The organism is Collinsella sp. TF05-9AC (genome assembly GCF_003438495.1).
In the GTDB taxonomy this organism is placed as follows: Bacteria; Actinomycetota; Coriobacteriia; order Coriobacteriales; family Coriobacteriaceae; genus Collinsella.
Genome location: NZ_QSSH01000007.1, coordinates 1 through 15,000 on the forward strand (window position 1 = coordinate 1; position 15,000 = coordinate 15,000).

The 15,000-nt window shown below is 60.2% G+C and carries 12 protein-coding genes; 5 read left to right on the plus strand and 7 right to left on the minus strand.

Translation table 11 applies throughout. From position 1 onward, the window contains the following. Window positions 1-26 precede the first annotated feature (26 nt). The gene (locus DXC52_RS03250) at window positions 27-797 is read right to left on the minus strand and encodes a hypothetical protein (RefSeq protein WP_117746112.1); all 771 of its coding nucleotides are present in this window, start codon (window positions 795-797) and stop codon (window positions 27-29) included. Next, window positions 794-1,522 (minus strand): lantibiotic protection ABC transporter ATP-binding protein, encoded by a 729-nt coding sequence (locus DXC52_RS03255; RefSeq protein WP_055309961.1) that lies wholly within the window; start codon window positions 1,520-1,522, stop codon window positions 794-796. Before DXC52_RS03255 ends, DXC52_RS03250 begins: the two co-directional genes overlap by 4 nt. Before the next feature lie 195 nt (window positions 1,523-1,717). Here DXC52_RS03255 and DXC52_RS03260 point away from each other — a divergent pair, with 195 nt between their 5' ends. Then, complete coding sequence (locus DXC52_RS03260; RefSeq protein WP_199409432.1) at window positions 1,718-1,879, plus strand: hypothetical protein; 162 nt, start codon at window positions 1,718-1,720, stop codon at window positions 1,877-1,879. A 99-nt stretch (window positions 1,880-1,978) separates the two neighbouring features. Further along, window positions 1,979-2,428 carry a hypothetical protein gene (locus DXC52_RS03265; RefSeq protein WP_117746114.1) on the plus strand — a complete coding sequence of 150 codons (450 nt, stop codon included), beginning with the start codon at window positions 1,979-1,981 and terminating at the stop codon, window positions 2,426-2,428. 208 nt (window positions 2,429-2,636) lie between these two features. Here DXC52_RS03265 and DXC52_RS03270 read toward each other — a convergent pair whose 3' ends face one another. Then, window positions 2,637-3,056 (minus strand): YjdF family protein, encoded by a 420-nt coding sequence (locus DXC52_RS03270; RefSeq protein ID WP_117746115.1) that lies wholly within the window; start codon window positions 3,054-3,056, stop codon window positions 2,637-2,639. A gap of 613 nt (window positions 3,057-3,669) precedes the next feature. On the opposite strand from DXC52_RS03270, the gene DXC52_RS03280 reads away from it, so the two are divergent. Beyond that, entirely contained in the window at window positions 3,670-4,200 is a 531-nt protein-coding gene (locus DXC52_RS03280) for a flavodoxin family protein (RefSeq protein ID WP_117746117.1), read from the plus strand. A gap of 109 nt (window positions 4,201-4,309) precedes the next feature. On the opposite strand, the gene DXC52_RS03285 is transcribed toward DXC52_RS03280, so the two are convergent. From DXC52_RS03285 to DXC52_RS03295, 3 genes are all read right to left on the minus strand, one after another. Continuing rightward, window positions 4,310-4,600, minus strand: a complete 291-nt coding sequence (locus tag DXC52_RS03285; RefSeq protein ID WP_147330594.1) for a hypothetical protein — start codon at window positions 4,598-4,600, stop codon at window positions 4,310-4,312. A gap of 380 nt (window positions 4,601-4,980) precedes the next feature. Then, window positions 4,981-7,221, minus strand: a complete 2,241-nt coding sequence (locus DXC52_RS03290) for a DNA gyrase subunit A (RefSeq protein WP_117746119.1) — start codon at window positions 7,219-7,221, stop codon at window positions 4,981-4,983. A gap of 45 nt (window positions 7,222-7,266) precedes the next feature. Next, the gene (locus tag DXC52_RS03295) at window positions 7,267-9,264 is read right to left on the minus strand and encodes a type IIA DNA topoisomerase subunit B (protein ID WP_117746120.1); all 1,998 of its coding nucleotides are present in this window, start codon (window positions 9,262-9,264) and stop codon (window positions 7,267-7,269) included. 318 nt (window positions 9,265-9,582) lie between these two features. Between DXC52_RS03295 and DXC52_RS03305 the strand changes: the two genes are divergently transcribed. Together DXC52_RS03305 and DXC52_RS03310 are read left to right on the plus strand one after the other, a co-directional pair. Continuing rightward, window positions 9,583-9,813, plus strand: a complete 231-nt coding sequence (locus DXC52_RS03305) for a helix-turn-helix transcriptional regulator (RefSeq protein ID WP_117746122.1) — start codon at window positions 9,583-9,585, stop codon at window positions 9,811-9,813. A gap of 9 nt (window positions 9,814-9,822) precedes the next feature. Then, window positions 9,823-10,407, plus strand: a complete 585-nt coding sequence (locus tag DXC52_RS03310; protein ID WP_117746123.1) for a hypothetical protein — start codon at window positions 9,823-9,825, stop codon at window positions 10,405-10,407. Between the two features lie 89 nt (window positions 10,408-10,496). Here DXC52_RS03310 and DXC52_RS03315 read toward each other — a convergent pair whose 3' ends face one another. Beyond that, window positions 10,497-14,864 (minus strand): hypothetical protein, encoded by a 4,368-nt coding sequence (locus DXC52_RS03315; RefSeq protein WP_117746124.1) that lies wholly within the window; start codon window positions 14,862-14,864, stop codon window positions 10,497-10,499. Window positions 14,865-15,000 lie beyond the last annotated feature (136 nt).

Consider the following 15,000-nt stretch of genomic DNA (forward strand, 5'->3'; position numbering starts at 1 on the left):
CGGGTCGGAGAGTCGTGTCATGGCCATCACCTCTCCTCGGAGCGCGCGAACCAGGCCGCGCCCGCCGCCGTGAGCGCGGCGAACGCGAGCGCGCAGACCGCAAGGCCCGCCAGTGTGAGCATGCCGTCCGCCGCGAGCGCCCCGCCGAGCGCCATGTCCGCCGCGAGTGGCTCGCCGCTCGGCAGCACGGGGATGAAGCTCGTGGGGATGACCATGCTCGCCGACGGCGGAAAGAGCTGCGGCAGCGGCATCAGCGACCAGGCGAAACCACCCATGAGCTGCGCAGCGAGCGGGCAGAAGATGCCCGCGAGCATGCCGAGCCGCGCCGTGAGGAAGAGCCCTGCGGGGATCATCCACGCCGCGGTCACCGTGTTGACGAGCGCGCAGAGGAGCATCGTGAGCGTGCCCGCGACCGTGAGGCCCTGCGAGGAGAACGCCGATCCCGCGAGGTAGATGCCGAAGACCACGAGGTTCGAGAGCATGCAGAGCGCGAGGCACCAGAGCGCCTTGGCCCACCAGGCGCGCCTAAGCGGGAAGCCCAGGCCCAGAAGCCCCCGCATCCGCGTGCGCGCGTCCGCCCGCGCGACGCACGCCACCACGAGCGAGAGAGTCACGGGCAGGAAGAGCGCGTACCAGTAGTTCCACGCGCTGAAGATCTGCACGCCCCGGTAGGGCATCGCGCCGAGCAGCGGCATCGGCAGCGCCATGAGCACGGCCAGGCGAACCGGTGCCGCGTGGCGCGACCTCAGGGCCTCGGCGCGCAGGCCCGCGAGCAGGCCGCCTTTCTCGCCCGTCATGCCGCCACCTCCCCGCGTGCTCGTCGCCCTTCCCGGCAGAAGCTCATGAAGAGTTCCTCGAGGTCCTGCCCGGGCCGAAGCGCATCCTCGTAGGCGAGGCGCCCTCCGCAGATGATGCCGATGGTGTCCGCCATCTGCTGCACCTCGGAGAGGATGTGGCTCGAGACGATCACCGTCGTGCCCGCCGCCGCGAAGCCGCGGATCTGGTCGCGCAGCTCCTCGATGCCGATGGGGTCGAGGCCGTTGGTGGGCTCGTCGAGCACGAGCAGGCGTGGCCGGGCGATCAGCGCCAGCGCGAGCCCCAGGCGCTGCCGCATGCCCATCGAGAAGCGCCCGGCGCGCTTCTTCCCAGTGTCCGCGAGGTCCACGGCGGCGAGCACCTCATCTATGCGGCTCTCGGGAAGGCCCAGCAGCGTGGTGCGCACGCGCAGGTTCTCGCGCGCGGTGAGGTTGGGGTAGAGCGGCGCCTCCTCGATGAGGCTGCCGATTGCGTAGAGGTCCTCGCGGCGCCAGGCGTGCCCGGCAAAGAGGATCTCCCCGGCCGTCGGCCGCAGCATCCCGCAGATCATCTTGAGCGTTGTCGACTTGCCGGCGCCGTTGGGGCCGAGCAGCCCGTACACCTCGCCCTCGCGGATATGAAGGCTCACGTCGGCCACGGCGTCCTGCGCCTGGTCGCCGCGGCCGAAGCGCTTGGTGAGCCCGCGCGTCTCGAGCATGTAATCCATGGGCTTATCCTTTCTCTTCCGGGCGCGCGGGCCGAGTCGCCGTGCCCGCGCGCCTTACCTTTCGGGTTCACCATCCATGATGGGGCGCGTTTCTAACGAAGCCGTAACGGCCGTTGGGCTCTTTTGGTGCCAGCCCTTCTCGACCCGTACACCACTCATGGTGTGTTTATCGCGATAACAAGGACGGAGGTGCCCGTGGCACGCAATAAGTACCCGAAGGAGACGGTCGAGAAGATCAGGGGTGACGGCCCGGCGAGTGTTATTTTGCGAGCCATGCGCATTGAAAGCGATCTTTCGTGGTATAAGCTACTTGCCGGAAGCCGCGGCTTTCAGAGTACGGCTTACGTGTACGTTTAACCTCCGTGGGCGACGGGGTGCCGCAAGGCGTAGAATATCGCCCACCTGTAGGGGCCTGCAGCGATGCGGGCCCCGCTTCGTATGAAGGGGGCGTAGCCGGTGAAGATCGTATCCATCCCCCAGGACTTTTTCGACCTCGTCGATGGCGACCGCGAGCTCATGCTTAAGCGCGACCGCCCCTGCATCGTGGTGGTGAGGCTGCGTTTCCACGGAAAGCGCAGGGACTTCGCCGTGCCGCTGCGTTCCAACATCGCCCCTAACGTGCCCAAAGACCAGTACTTTGCGTTGCCACCCCGCCCCACGACGCGCCCCGGCTGCCGCCACGGCATCCACTACATCAAGATGTTCCCCAGAACCAAGGCCTACCAGCGCCGCTTCAGGACCGAGGGCTCGGCCTACTACGAGACGCTCCAGCGCATCATCGACGGCAACACCAAACGCATTGTCTCCGAGTGCCAGGCGTACCTTGACCTCTATGAGCGCGAGGGAAGGCCCCGCTTTGCCGTCGACATCGATCGCATCGTGGGCCTGCTGGAAGGCGAGAAGTAGGGCACCTCGGCTCAGTCTCGAGCCATGCGGAGTCGCTCCGCATTTTTGAACGCCGCGTGTGCGTCCCAAATACTTGAGAAACAAGCTGTGAAGTGCGGTGGCGCGCCCGTGCCCGTGCATAGCCGTCACCGTCAGCGTCTACGCGGCGTCGGCTTCAAGTGGAACTGGCGCCGCTGCTGTATATGGTTTGCCTTGCTGCAAATGGCAATCAATGCCCACGATGCTTCTGCTTGCGCTTCAGCTTTCGCTGCTCGAAGCGCACATCAGCCTCTTCCGCGCGGCGTCGGCTTCTTGCATGAGCTGACTCCTGTTTCATCGCTTCTCTCTGTGCTGCGAGCGCCTGCTGCGCCTTGGTGCTCATCGCGGGCCGCTTAAGGGCTTTCGCCGCCTCACGGGCGCGCCGCTTGGGGTTCTTCGCGGGCTTGTTTGTTTCAATGGCCTTGTCGCCGAAGAACGAGAGCTTCTCCCATTCGCTTGTAACGAATCGCAGGATCTCCTCATCGGACGGCTCCGCGCCGAAGACGATGCGGGCGACGCCGTACTTTCCGCCCTCGACGTGCTCCGCCAGCCCGACCCAGAATTGACCGTCGTGATATACGGTCAGGGTGGACGACACGCTGATCTGCATGGCTGGTTCCTCCTTTATGTAGATGACCATGCAGAGAGGGGACAACCAAGGAGGCAGGTTACTGATGCGGACTCCCGCACGCCCACGACTACCCGACGGGGACTGTGTTTTCATCTCTGATGCCCGCATTGTAGCGCGCGCGGATGCGCCCTTCATCGCTGCCGACATGACGTGGCTGGGATTCGTTCCTCGACACATCCTTTTGTATATTGCCTTCCCGGTTTCGAAACTTTAAATCAATTCGAGTTTCGAAACCGGGAAGGAGAGCGTATGTGAGAGGCGATATGAGCATCAACTTGATGCTTGAGGGGGAGCTCGCGTCGCTTCTGCCCATCGGGGACGTGTTCCCGAAGGTCCTCATCTCCCGCATAGGGCATGAGACCTGTACCCGGGAAGGCGTACTCGTGCTGGACCTCGCGCGGTGCTGCTCGGTGAGCAGGGGTTCTGAACACTGCGTAGGGATATAGCGCGACAGGGGGGTGCAGCACCGTTTGCGCCTTGTCTAGAGAGCACGAACGAGAGATGTGGTCTGCGGACGACTGAATAGCTTCATCTGTTTTGGTTACAACGAAATGTGTGCCGCGCGCCTGCGGCATGAGGGAGGGAGATTTCTATGAATATCGTTGTATTGAGTGGTAGCCCGCGCAGGGGCGCCAATACCGACACCATGGTCGAGGCGTTTGCCGAGACCGCGCGCGAGGGCGGCAATACGGTCGAGGTCGTCCGCGTTGCCGGCAAAAAGATCGCTGGTTGTCTGGGATGCCAGTACTGCTTTACCCATGAGGGCACTTGCGTGCAGAAGGATGACATGGCCGACGTGATCGAGTCGCTGAAAGGCGCCGACATGGTCGTCTTCGCCTCGCCTATCTACTGGTTCGATATCACTGCGCAGGAGAAGGCCGCCATCGACCGCCTGTACGCCTTCGGTGCTACGGGCTTCCCGTTCACCAAGACGGCCCTTTTGCTCGATAGCCACAGCGAGGGCGTCTATGATGCGGCGATCGCCATGTACAAGTCAGCCTGCGCGTACTGCAAGTGGGAGGACCTGGGCATTGTCACCATCAGCGGTATGACCGAGCGCGACAGCATGGCATCCTCGCCCAAGTTGGAAGAGGTGCGAGAGCTCGCCCGCAAGCTCGCCTAAGGGCAAGAAGAACGCATGGCAATCGGTGTTGGTGGAAAATGCTTGCTGCCCTTACCAGGAGGAATGCTGATTGCCATGCAACGATGCTCCCGCGGACAATTCCGGTGTGCTAAAACGCCTTCTCGTTCAAGAATTCTCTGAACGCGGGGATGTCGAAGCCGACGAGGCCACGCCCACGTTCCCCGATAACGCCGTCCTCGAGGAGGCGGCGTTTGTATTGGCTTGCGTAGTTGCTGGCGACGCCCATGCGTTTGGCTATCTCCGAGATCCTGCTGGGGCCAGAATCGGGCAGCATCGCGAGCAAAAACTCAATGTCTTTATCGGAAAGCTCTCGATAGGTCGTTTCGAGAGAAGCCCGATGCCATGCTTCTCGAGTTGCCTGAAGATGCCATTCATGCACGTGCGCCAGTTGCCCTGGGCTTCTTGAACATATGTCCAATCGATGCCCACTGGACCAATTTGAACGCCGTTCATGCGCGCGTGAGACTGTGAAAGGTAGCTATCTGCCGCTTCTTTGGTTCGCTCGATAATATCTTCGAGCATGCCTGGCATGGCGGAGCCATTTGCTGTACTCCATGGTGGCTCCTTTGCAAGTTTTGCTAATTTTTGCAACTTTTGCTAACTTTTGCGAGTTTTGCTAACGGCTTAGGACGGTGCGGGAACCCCCCGTATCGTCGACATTTCCGAGGATGACCTCCGCAACGAGCGGGGTCCGGGGCGCGATATTGCTGCGCTCCGGACCCCGCTGCTTTGTAAAACTATGGCGGTTCTGCCGTCGTCCTAATCAAACAGACTCGGCATGTCGTTTTCTTTCATGAGGGCACCGGCTGAGGGGAGGCTCTGCGCGGTGAACTTCTCGGCCGAGACGCCGGCGCCAAGGATCTCTTCGGTTGTGCCGACGGTGGTGACCGAGCGGCCCTTCTTGGCGGTAAAGGCCTGGACGCCCTGCGTGTTGGTAGTCGTCTTGGTCTTGAGCAACGACGTGTTGAAGTTCATCAAACGATAGTCGCTCGAGACCAGTGCGATGTCGCGGTCTTCCTTGAGCACCTGGGCATACAGCAGCTTGCTGCCGCCGTAGATGGCGTTCTTGAGGCGCTTGCGGTTGGTCTTGGTGACGTATCCAGAAAGTGCGACACGCACCACGCGGCCGTTCTCAAAGACAAACAGCACGTCGGCCTTATAGTCCTCGGGGTCGATGGCCCAGATGACGCTCTCGTCGGGTTCCATCTCAAGATCGGTCGGCAGGTACGAGCCCAGCTGGGCCGACTTGGTGTCCTCAAACGCCGCAATCTTGCATTTGTATACCTGGCTCTTGTTGGTAAAGACCAGCAGCTCGTGGGTGTTGGAGGACGGGAACTCGATAAAGGGTTTGTCGCCGTCCTTGTACTTGAGCGTGGTCGCCTTCTTGAGCACGCGGTCCGTCATCTTCTTAAGGTAGCCATCGCGCGAGAGCATGATGGTAACCGGGTACTCCTCGACCTCGGGCCCCAAGCTTACCTCGATGACCTCGTGGGGCTCGATCCTGCCCGTGCGACGCGGCATCACATATTTCTTGTTGACCGCGGCCAGCTCGTCGCTGATGACCTTCTTGATGTTCTCCTCGCTGGAGAGAATCTCCTCAAGCTCGGCAATCTCGCCCTCAAGCTTGGCAATGTCCTTGGTGCGGTTGAGGATGTACTCCTCGTTGATGTTGCGGAGCTTAAGCTCGGCAACAAACTCGGCCTGGGTCTCGTCGATGTCGAAACCCTTCATAAGATTGGGCACGACCTCGGCCTCGAGCTTGGTGCCGCGGATGATGGCGATGGCCTTGTCGATGTCGAGCAAGATCGCCTCGAGGCCGTGCAGCAGGTGCAGGCGCTCGGACTTTTTGCCCAGGTCAAAGTTAATGCGGCGACGCGTGGACTCAATACGCCACTTGACCCATTCGTGCAGAATCTGGCGCACGCCCATAACACGGGGGTAGCCGTCGACGAGCACGTTGAAGTTGCACGAGAACGAATCCTGCAGCGTGGTCGAGCGATAGAGCTTGGCCATAAGCTTGTCGGGGTCGACGCCGCGCTTAAGGTCGATGGCGATGCGCAAACCTGAGAGGTCGGTCTCGTCGCGAATGTCTGCGATCTCTTTGACCTTGCCCTCCTTGGAGAGCTTGACGATGCGCTCGATGATGACATCGGTCTTGGTGGTGTAGGGGATCTCGTAGACCTCGATAATGCGCTCTTCGGGAATCCAGCGCCAGCGGGAGCGGATCTGGAAGCTGCCAAGGCCGGTCTCGATAATCTTTTCCATCTCCTCGCGGCGGTAGATAATTTCGCCGCCGGTCGAGAAGTCGGGCATGGGCATGTACTCGAGCAGGTCGCAGTCGGGATCCTGCAGGTAGTGCATGGTGGCGGTGCAGACCTCGTTGAGGTTGAAACCGCAGATGTCGGACGCCATGGCGACGCCGATGCCCTTGTTGGCCGAGACGAGGATATTGGGGAACGTGGTGGGCAGCAGGCGCGGTTCCTTCATGGCGCCGTCGTAGCTGTCGACGAAGTCGACCGGGTCCTTGTCGATGTCCTTGAAGATCTCGGCGCTGATAGGGGAGAGCTTGGCCTCGGTGTAACGCGAGGCGGCGTAGCTCAGATCGCCCGAATAGTACTTGCCAAAGTTGCCCTTCGACTCCACGAAGGGCGCAAGCAACGCTTCGTTGCCCGTCGCCAGGCGCACCATCGTCTCGTAGATCGCGGCGTCGCCGTGCGGGTTGAGCTTCATGGTCTGGCCCACGATGTTGGCGCTCTTCTGGCGCTCGCCCTTGAGCAGGCCCATCTTGTACATGGTGTAGAGCAGCTTGCGGTGCGAGGGCTTAAAGCCGTCAATCTCGGGGAACGCACGCGAGACGTTGACGCTCATGGCGTAGGGCATGTAGTTGACCTCGAGCGTCTGCGTGATCGGCTGGTCGGTGACCTCGGAGTGCAGGCCGATGACGTTCTCGGCGTTGACCTGCTTTTTCTTTGGCTGGTTCTTCGTCTTCTTCTTTGCCACGATTTCCTCTTGAACTTCTTATGGGCCGTCGTTATCGATTTACTGCTATTGCAGGTCCAGCTGGTCCAGGTATTCCTTGCCGTGCTCGGAGATATGGCGCTTGCGGCCCGCCTCGTCGTTGCCCAGCAACAGGTTGAACATGGTTTCCATCTTGGTGACGTCCTCGGGCTCAACCTTGATCAGGCGGCGCGTCTCGGGGTTCATGGTGGTGAGCCACATCATGTCCGGGTCGTTCTCACCAAGACCCTTGGAGCGGTTGATCGAGCACTTTTGGTCGCCGACCTCCTTAAGGATGCCGTTCTTCTCGAGCTCGGTGTAGGCAAAGTAGGTCTTCTCTTTGCAGTTGATCTCGTAGAGCGGCGACTCGGCGATATACACGTAGCCCTCGTCGATAAGCGTGGGCACCAGGCGGTAGAGCATGGTGAGTACGAGCGTGCGGATGTGATAACCGTCGACGTCGGCGTCCGTACAGATGATGACCTTGTTCCAGTTGAGGTTGTCCAGGTTGAAGGCGCCAAGGTTCTTGATGCGCTTGTCCTTGATCTCCACGCCGCAGCCCAGCACGCGCATAAGGTCCATGATGATGTCGGACTTAAAGATGCGCGGATAGTCCTCCTTCAGGCAGTTGAGGATTTTGCCGCGGACGGGCATAACACCCTGGAACTCGGCATCGCGCGAGGTGCGAATGGCGCCTGCTGCCGAGTCGCCCTCTACGATGTAGATCTCGCGACGGCTCTTGTCCTTGGAGCGGCAGTCGATGAACTTCTGCACGCGGTTGGCCATGTCGGTCTTCTGCTGCAGGTTGGTCTTGATGCTCTGACGCGTCTTCTCGGCGTTCTCGCGCGAGCGCTTGTTGATGAGCACCTGTTCCATGATCTTATTGGCGGCGTCCTTGTTCTCGATCAGGTAGGTCGAGAGGCGCTCCTTAAAGAAGGCAGTCATAGCCTGCTGGATAAAGCGGTTGTTGATGGCTTTCTTAGTCTGGTTTTCGTAGGACGTCTGGGTAGAGAAGCAGTTGGTCACCAGTACCAGGCAGTCCTGGACATCCTGCCACTTAATGCCGCTCTCGTTTTTGTTGTATTTGCCCTGTTGCTTAATGTAGGCATCGATGGCGCTGGTCAAAGCGCTGCGAGCGGCCTTCTCGGGCGAACCGCCATTCTCGAGCCACGATGAGTTGTGGTAGTACTCCTGCATCATGTAGGTGCGCGAGAAGCACATGCACGCGGTGATCTTTACGTTGTAGTCGGGCAGGTCCTCGCGGTCGCGACCGCGACGGTCGGCCTCGATAAAGAAAGGCTCGGTAAGGTAGTCGGTACCGACCTTCTCGAGCACATAGTCCTCGATGCCCTTGGGATAGCAAAAGTCCTCTTCGGAAAACTCGCCATCGTCGCCCTCAATGCGCAGGCGGAAGGTCACGTTGGCGTTGACCACGGCCTGACGACGCATGGTCTCGCGATACCAATCGTGGGGAATGCTGATGGAGGTAAAGACCTCAAGATCGGGGCGCCACTTGATGGTGGTGCCGGTGCGGTTCTCGTCGCTGGGCTCAATCTCGAGTGCCTTCTTTTTGGTGCCGACGACCTTGCCCTTCTTAAAGTGCAGGGAGTACTTATTGCCGTCGCGCCAAACCGTGACATCCATGTACTCGGAGGCGTACTGGGTCGCGCACGAGCCCAGGCCGTTGGTACCGAGCGAGAAGTCGTAGTCGCCGCCCTGGTTGTTGTTGTACTTGCCGCCGGCATAGAGCTCGCAAAAGACGAGTTCCCAGTTAAAGCGCTTCTCGGAGGGGTTCCAGTCGAGAGGGCAGCCGCGGCCGTTGTCCTCTACCTGAATGGAGCCATCGCGAAAGGCGGTAAGGGTGATGAGCTTGCCGTAGCCCTGGCGCGCCTCGTCAACGGCGTTGGACAGGATCTCGAAGGCGGCGTGTGCGCAGCCGTCGAGCCCGTCCGAGCCGAAGATAACGGCGGGGCGCAGGCGTACGCGCTCCTCGTCCTTGAGCTGGCGGATACTGTCGTTACCATAGTTTGCGGTGTTTTTTGCCATACTCGCTCTCTCGGTGCTCCTTTGCTGCGTTTTAGTCATATAGATAGTCAAGGTAGCATAGCCCAGCCCATGGGCGATTCCAACCAACACGAAATCCATCGAACAATCGTTCGGAGTTCGATGGAGATTTGTTTACTCGGCCAAAACCGAGTCGGTTTGTCCGAGTAAGTTTGAATAGTGAATCGAAGTTGTTGTGTCCGCATGGCGATGACGAACATGATTTTCATAATGACAGATATAGTTGACATCTTCTGATGGATGCAATATATTTCTGTCATGTTGCAACGGATATCTGTCCACATTTACGAAAGGAGCTCCATGCCGGGTAAGAAAAACCTTCGCATGAAGGCGGCGCGCGCGGCGGCTGGCCTTTCGCAAGCCGACTTGGCCGAGGCCGTGGGCGTTACGCGCCAGACTATCGGTCTTATCGAGGCGGGCGGCTACAACCCCACGCTCAATTTGTGCGTGGCAATCTGTAAGGTGCTGCGCGTTACGTTGAACGACTTGTTTTGGGAAGACGAAACCGACGCCGACCCTAATACTCTTTAGGAGTTCACTATGAAATATGAAGATCTGAAAATCGTGCAAAAGTGGCGTGAATATGCCGGCCCAAAGGATGAGCGCCTGGAGGCGGAAAGCGCAAAGATCTACAAGATTGGTTTCGTACTGCTTTCGTTTGGCATGTTGATGATCTTTTTCTACCAGTTTATAGCTCGACAGGTCGCGTGGGTTCACAGCGACGCCAGTGAAATGCCGCATGGCTTTGCAACGCCGTTCGAGGTAGCCATGTATTTGTGGCTCGTTCTCGTGATGTTGATTTGCGCAGGACTGCAAACGCGGAAGGGCTATGTCGACACCAATCGTTTTGGGCAAACCGAGCATCTTCCTGTTGGATATTTCCTGCTTCTCAGCGGTCTTAGCGGCGCCGCGTTCGCGCTTGTTATTGCCGCAATGCGCTGTATTGCTGAGGCGCAGATCGTACCACTCGAAAGCGTCTTTTGGTTGGCGAACCTGGCCACGGGCGTGTTCTGCGGTGCGACGATTTTCGCGGCCACGTTTGCTGGCCTGTGCGCAACGTTTTTCACGGCGAAAAGACGCCGTGCCAAGCTCGAGGCAGAATTCGACTCCACTGACGATATCTAATGCGAAATGGGCTGGCTCTGGGTATCCAGAACCAGCCCATTTGATGTTCGATGAGCCGAGTCGGCGTCTCTCACAAAAGTAACTAGGAGCTAGCGAGGCCTATCCGAATTGACCTCCTTGGCGGTGTCTTTTTCGAGCGCCGTGCGGCGGGCGCTGTAGGCGATGAGGCCGGCGCCTGCCGCGGCGAGTGCTGCAGCGGCTGCCGTAAGGGGAGCGTTGACATCGCCCGTGCCAGCGAGCGCGCCCGCTTTTCCGGAGCGTTTGTTATTGCTGTGGTCCTTGCCACTGCCGGAGCTGCTTCCGCCGGAGCCGCCGCCCTCGTCGGTACCGCCGCCACTCGAGCCGCCATCGTCGTCTGCTGTCATCGGGGCGTCGTGAAGTTCTGTCGTATCCGCGCTGTCGCATACGCCGACCTGAACTTCTGAGCGTTCGCATGCCGCGTCGGGCACATGAAGCTCGTGCAGTACGGCACCCAGCGCCGAGTTTGCGCCCGGTCGAATTTCCTCGAGCGTCACGGGGTCGAGCGCCACCAGATCACGCGCTTTCGCATGCAGCGTTACGCGTTTGCCCACTTCGTCGCTCCAACTCTCGGGGATGGCGAAGCTCATGCGGAACTGTGCCGTGCCACCCGGTGCCAGCACGGCGTTGCCGTTGTCGGCTACCAGCGGGTGCGTTGCAAAACGTGCGCCCAGCGTCTCGAGCGCGTACTTCACGTGTGCCATGTCGTTGGCCGAAGCGTCCTCGGCAAGCTCTGGATCGTAGATCGAAGCCATGCGTGCGTTCACTCCAAATCCGATGGATGCGCTGGAGAACGGCTGGCTGGAGCCCTCTCGGTACAGATCAATCGTGCCGGCGGTCAGCAAGGTGTTGCCGTCGTTTCGCACCGTGACCATGAAGGATTCGCCTGCCGCTCCGGGCACCACCGCGCCCGAGGTAGCGACCGCGCCCGTCGGAGTGGCGCACGCCACCAAGGGCACTTCGATGCCGTGCAGCTCTGCCTCGCTCTTCTCCGCGCTTACAATGTGCGTGGCGAGTGCGGAGAGCATGCCTCCCGACGTCAAAAATGTCGTTATCTGATCGACGGGATGGTCCAGCTCGCACATCACGAACGGCTCCGTGAACAGATCGCCTGCCAAGGTGCTGGCGAAGATGCGGAAGTGCTTGCCCATCACTGCTACCGGGTTGCCTTCTTCGTCGTAGGTTTGTCCCACCTTGCCATCGGTGTTCTCTACATAGAGCACGCACCTGCCGTTGTTGCTTACGCTAAACGATGCCGGGCCACAGCCTGCGGCACCCACGGGCTCCGACGCAAATGCCGCCGCGCCTCGCGTCCAAGTAATATGCTGCAGCTGCTCGTTGACGGTGGCCAAAAAGCCCGTGTGCTGCGGCCACGGCACCGCACGGGGTACCGTGGCGTCTGGTGACATAACGCCCCAGCCCGCAATGGACTGGCCGATCACGGCGTACGATGCGCAGCCGCAACCGTCTGCGGTCTCGTACGCAACGGGCACCACCATTTTGCCGTTGATATCCTCGGGCTCGCCCAGTTCGATACTCGACGGTGCTTGCGGAAAGCGGAGAACTTGGCGGAACGTCAGGCTGTCGCCCGAAACGTCCGACCACAGGGTAAAGCACTCCAGCGCAACCTCAGCCTCGCTGCCGAGTGCCTTTTCTGCGGTGGTTCCGCGGCGGTGGAGGTAGGCACCCGACAAGCGCCCGTCGACGAGCGTCTTGCCCACCGTGATACGCGGGCACTGCAGGCAATGGTAGCCATCCTCTTGCAGGCGGCCGCGCGAGATGCTGCGCCATGACGTATGCGACACCACGCGGATCTCGTCATTACTTATGCGCAGGCGCACAACGGACAGTATGCCGGCTGTGCTTGCCGTATCGAAAAGGGTGTTGTCGCCGTCGGGGCGCTCGCCCGAGACCAGCAACACGTAGGCGTCCTGGTTTTCTCTTCCGTCCGTATATTCCACCACGTCGAAGTCGTAATCGTATATGCCGTCGCGCTCCACGTCGCCCTCGCCAAACCCAAGGGGAAAGTCCACGGGCGTGGGAGCGGACCACGTGCCGTTTGCCTTTGTGTGCACCACCAGACGCGAGCGGCCATTGTCGCCGTAGCGCACCGAGGCGATACGGAACAGGCATTCTACGCCGGCAATCATTGCCAGCTTCATGTGAGCTTCGCTGAGAACGCCGGTAAACAGCACGTTGTCGCTCGAGGGCTTGATTCCGCCACGCTCGTCCTCCGATACACCAGCAGAATTGGCGTTGGGGTCCGCAACGGCGTTCGTCGCCTGCCTGACATAGGTGTACGCATACATCGGCGCGGCGTTTTCGTCGTTCTCTATCAGTGCGTGGACGAAATGCTCGATCTGTCCCGTGTCGTCGCTTTCTGCATCCGCCTCGAGCTCAATGCGCGTGACCGACCGGTCCCAATCGCGTACGGTAGGCGCGACATTCCTTGCAGTGGCCTTAACCTCAGCGCGTGCGAGCAGCTCGGCGTTGGTGACGATGGTGGCCAATGCAATAAATTGCGGCACGCCGTCCGCCTCGATGTTGCCGGGCATGCCGAAGCGGGCATCCAGCGTGTAAGGCGTATCTCCACCCAATGCGAGCTCAGAGCGATGGAGCACATACTGGTCGCCATTGTTCACCGACATATTCCACGAATCGAGGAGTGTGGGCCACGACCCCGACCAAGCCTTGGTGGTCCACTTGAACATTACGAACTGGAGTATCACATCGACATCGACGTCTGCACCCACGCGCAGCCGCGGAAGCTGGTGCCCGTCCGCCTTCTCGTACCCAATGAACAGGGTGAGGGATGCGGCACCACGCACGGCAGACGAGGCGACGCCTGCAACGCCGGCGCCAAAGGTGACGGCAAGCCCGATCTGGATAGTGAATGAGCCCGACGTGTTGGAATAGTCGAGCGAAATGTTCTTGAAAAACGCCGCGCCGCTGCCGTGCGTGTGGGCACCCACGGCGAGCGCCAGCTTCGCCAGCACCCAGGGGTTGACGTTTAGGAAAAACGGCACCGGTCCTAGGGTAAACTGCTCGGTCCAATTGAGGTCGGTTCTTACCTGGAAGAGGGCCTTAATATTGCCGTATGCGGGGTCGTTGTTGTTACCCCAGGTTTTGCCCACCCAATCGTAGGCGAGCGAGCCGTACACCTGTGTTGCGATATCCATCGTGAATAGCAGCGTGCAATGGTGGCGAAGGAGTTTGGTGTTTCTTGGATCGGTGCCCGAACCGGCACTCATGCTCTTGTACTGGTTCCACTTCCCCTCCATTTCGTCGAGGTAGCGGTTTGCCTGCTTGGCGCCCGACTCGCGCGGCGATTTCTTCCAGTATTCCGGATCAGGGTTGCCCGAATCGTTCATGTAACCGACCGGTTTGTATCCTCCGCCAAACAGCACGTACCCGGCAAAAGAGAAATCGAACAAAATGGGGAACGAGGGCATCCAGCACGTGAACTTGTTGCCGCCAATGCCGGGAAACGCCGCGGGGAAATCAAACGGGGTGATCTCTTGGTCCATGGTGGTGGGAATGATGGTGGTCGAGCCCGATTCTGCCTTTGCGGCCGGCGCGGCGACAACGGCCATGGGGGAGGAGAGCGTGTAGGTTTTGCCCTGGTAGCCGAGCACAAAGCGCAGCTTGCATCCTTCCTCCAGAAGGCCCGATGCCGCATCGAGGAACGTGTCTTCAAGCGTGAACGTTGCCAGATTATTCGCACCCGATGCGCTGGCCTTGATCTGGCCAATCTGCGTGACGGTTTCGGGCGAGCTACCCGTGGCGGGCATTACCTTGTTGATGTGCAGCGTTGCCTGTTCACCCTGTGGCAGATGTGCCTGCACGGTAAAGGCGTGCGTGTCGGGTTGCTCGTTTGCCGTGTCGTCCTTCGGCATTGCCATAAACGTGGCATTGGCGTACTGGATGTCCCATTCGTCGAACGTGAGCTGTCGAAAGTACGGCTCGCCATCGGAAAGCGGACGCGTGGGCGCGGTTATGGCGGTGCCGCCCTGGATACGCGCAAGGGGAATCTCGACATCGCGGTAGCCTGCCGTGCTAATGGAGATGCCGCCGTTAAAGTCGTATGCGTCGAGAAGCGTTGCCTCGTCCACGTAGCCTTCCGAAAGCGGCGCGACCTCAAAGATGGCCGTGCCTTCGTCATCGGTCGTGGCGGTGAGCTGCTTGCCTGCGGCATAGCGCGATGTGAGCGTGACCTGGGCACCCGCGATGGGCGTATTTTTGTTGGCGACGTCGACCACGACCACACCAAACATGGTGCGCGAGAGAACGAGCACCCTGAAGGGGTCTTTTTCGTCGGCATAGGCTTCGGTGGGCGCGAACGGCAATATGAAGGCGTTTGCGCTTCCCGGCACGCGCGGCAACATAATGCTCGCCAGCGAGGACGCTCCGGCAACAAGTAGCGAACGGCGATCAAGCATCTTTGGCTCCCATCCCGCAGGTATCGGTGGAAATAATCCTATTTTGCGAGAAGGTGCCCCGTGGCGGTAGTGCCGTTCGATGGCCAAAATGTCCAATTTGAGTGCGCGAAAGCGTCAGGCCCCCGGAGGGCTTTCG

What these genes read in the sequence shown, in the direction of transcription:
- DXC52_RS03250 (WP_117746112.1), bottom strand. Translation starts at nt 797, where the DNA reads ATGACGGGCGAGAAAGGCGGCCTGCTCGCGGGCCTGCGCGCCGAGGCC.
- DXC52_RS03255 (WP_055309961.1), bottom strand. Translation starts at nt 1,522, where the DNA reads ATGGATTACATGCTCGAGACGCGCGGGCTCACCAAGCGCTTCGGCCGC.
- DXC52_RS03270 (WP_117746115.1), bottom strand. Translation starts at nt 3,056, where the DNA reads ATGCAGATCAGCGTGTCGTCCACCCTGACCGTATATCACGACGGTCAA.
- DXC52_RS03280 (WP_117746117.1), top strand. Translation starts at nt 3,670, where the DNA reads ATGAATATCGTTGTATTGAGTGGTAGCCCGCGCAGGGGCGCCAATACC.
- DXC52_RS03295 (WP_117746120.1), bottom strand. Translation starts at nt 9,264, where the DNA reads ATGGCAAAAAACACCGCAAACTATGGTAACGACAGTATCCGCCAGCTC.
- DXC52_RS03305 (WP_117746122.1), top strand. Translation starts at nt 9,583, where the DNA reads ATGCCGGGTAAGAAAAACCTTCGCATGAAGGCGGCGCGCGCGGCGGCT.
- DXC52_RS03310 (WP_117746123.1), top strand. Translation starts at nt 9,823, where the DNA reads ATGAAATATGAAGATCTGAAAATCGTGCAAAAGTGGCGTGAATATGCC.
- DXC52_RS03315 (WP_117746124.1), bottom strand. Translation starts at nt 14,864, where the DNA reads ATGCTTGATCGCCGTTCGCTACTTGTTGCCGGAGCGTCCTCGCTGGCG.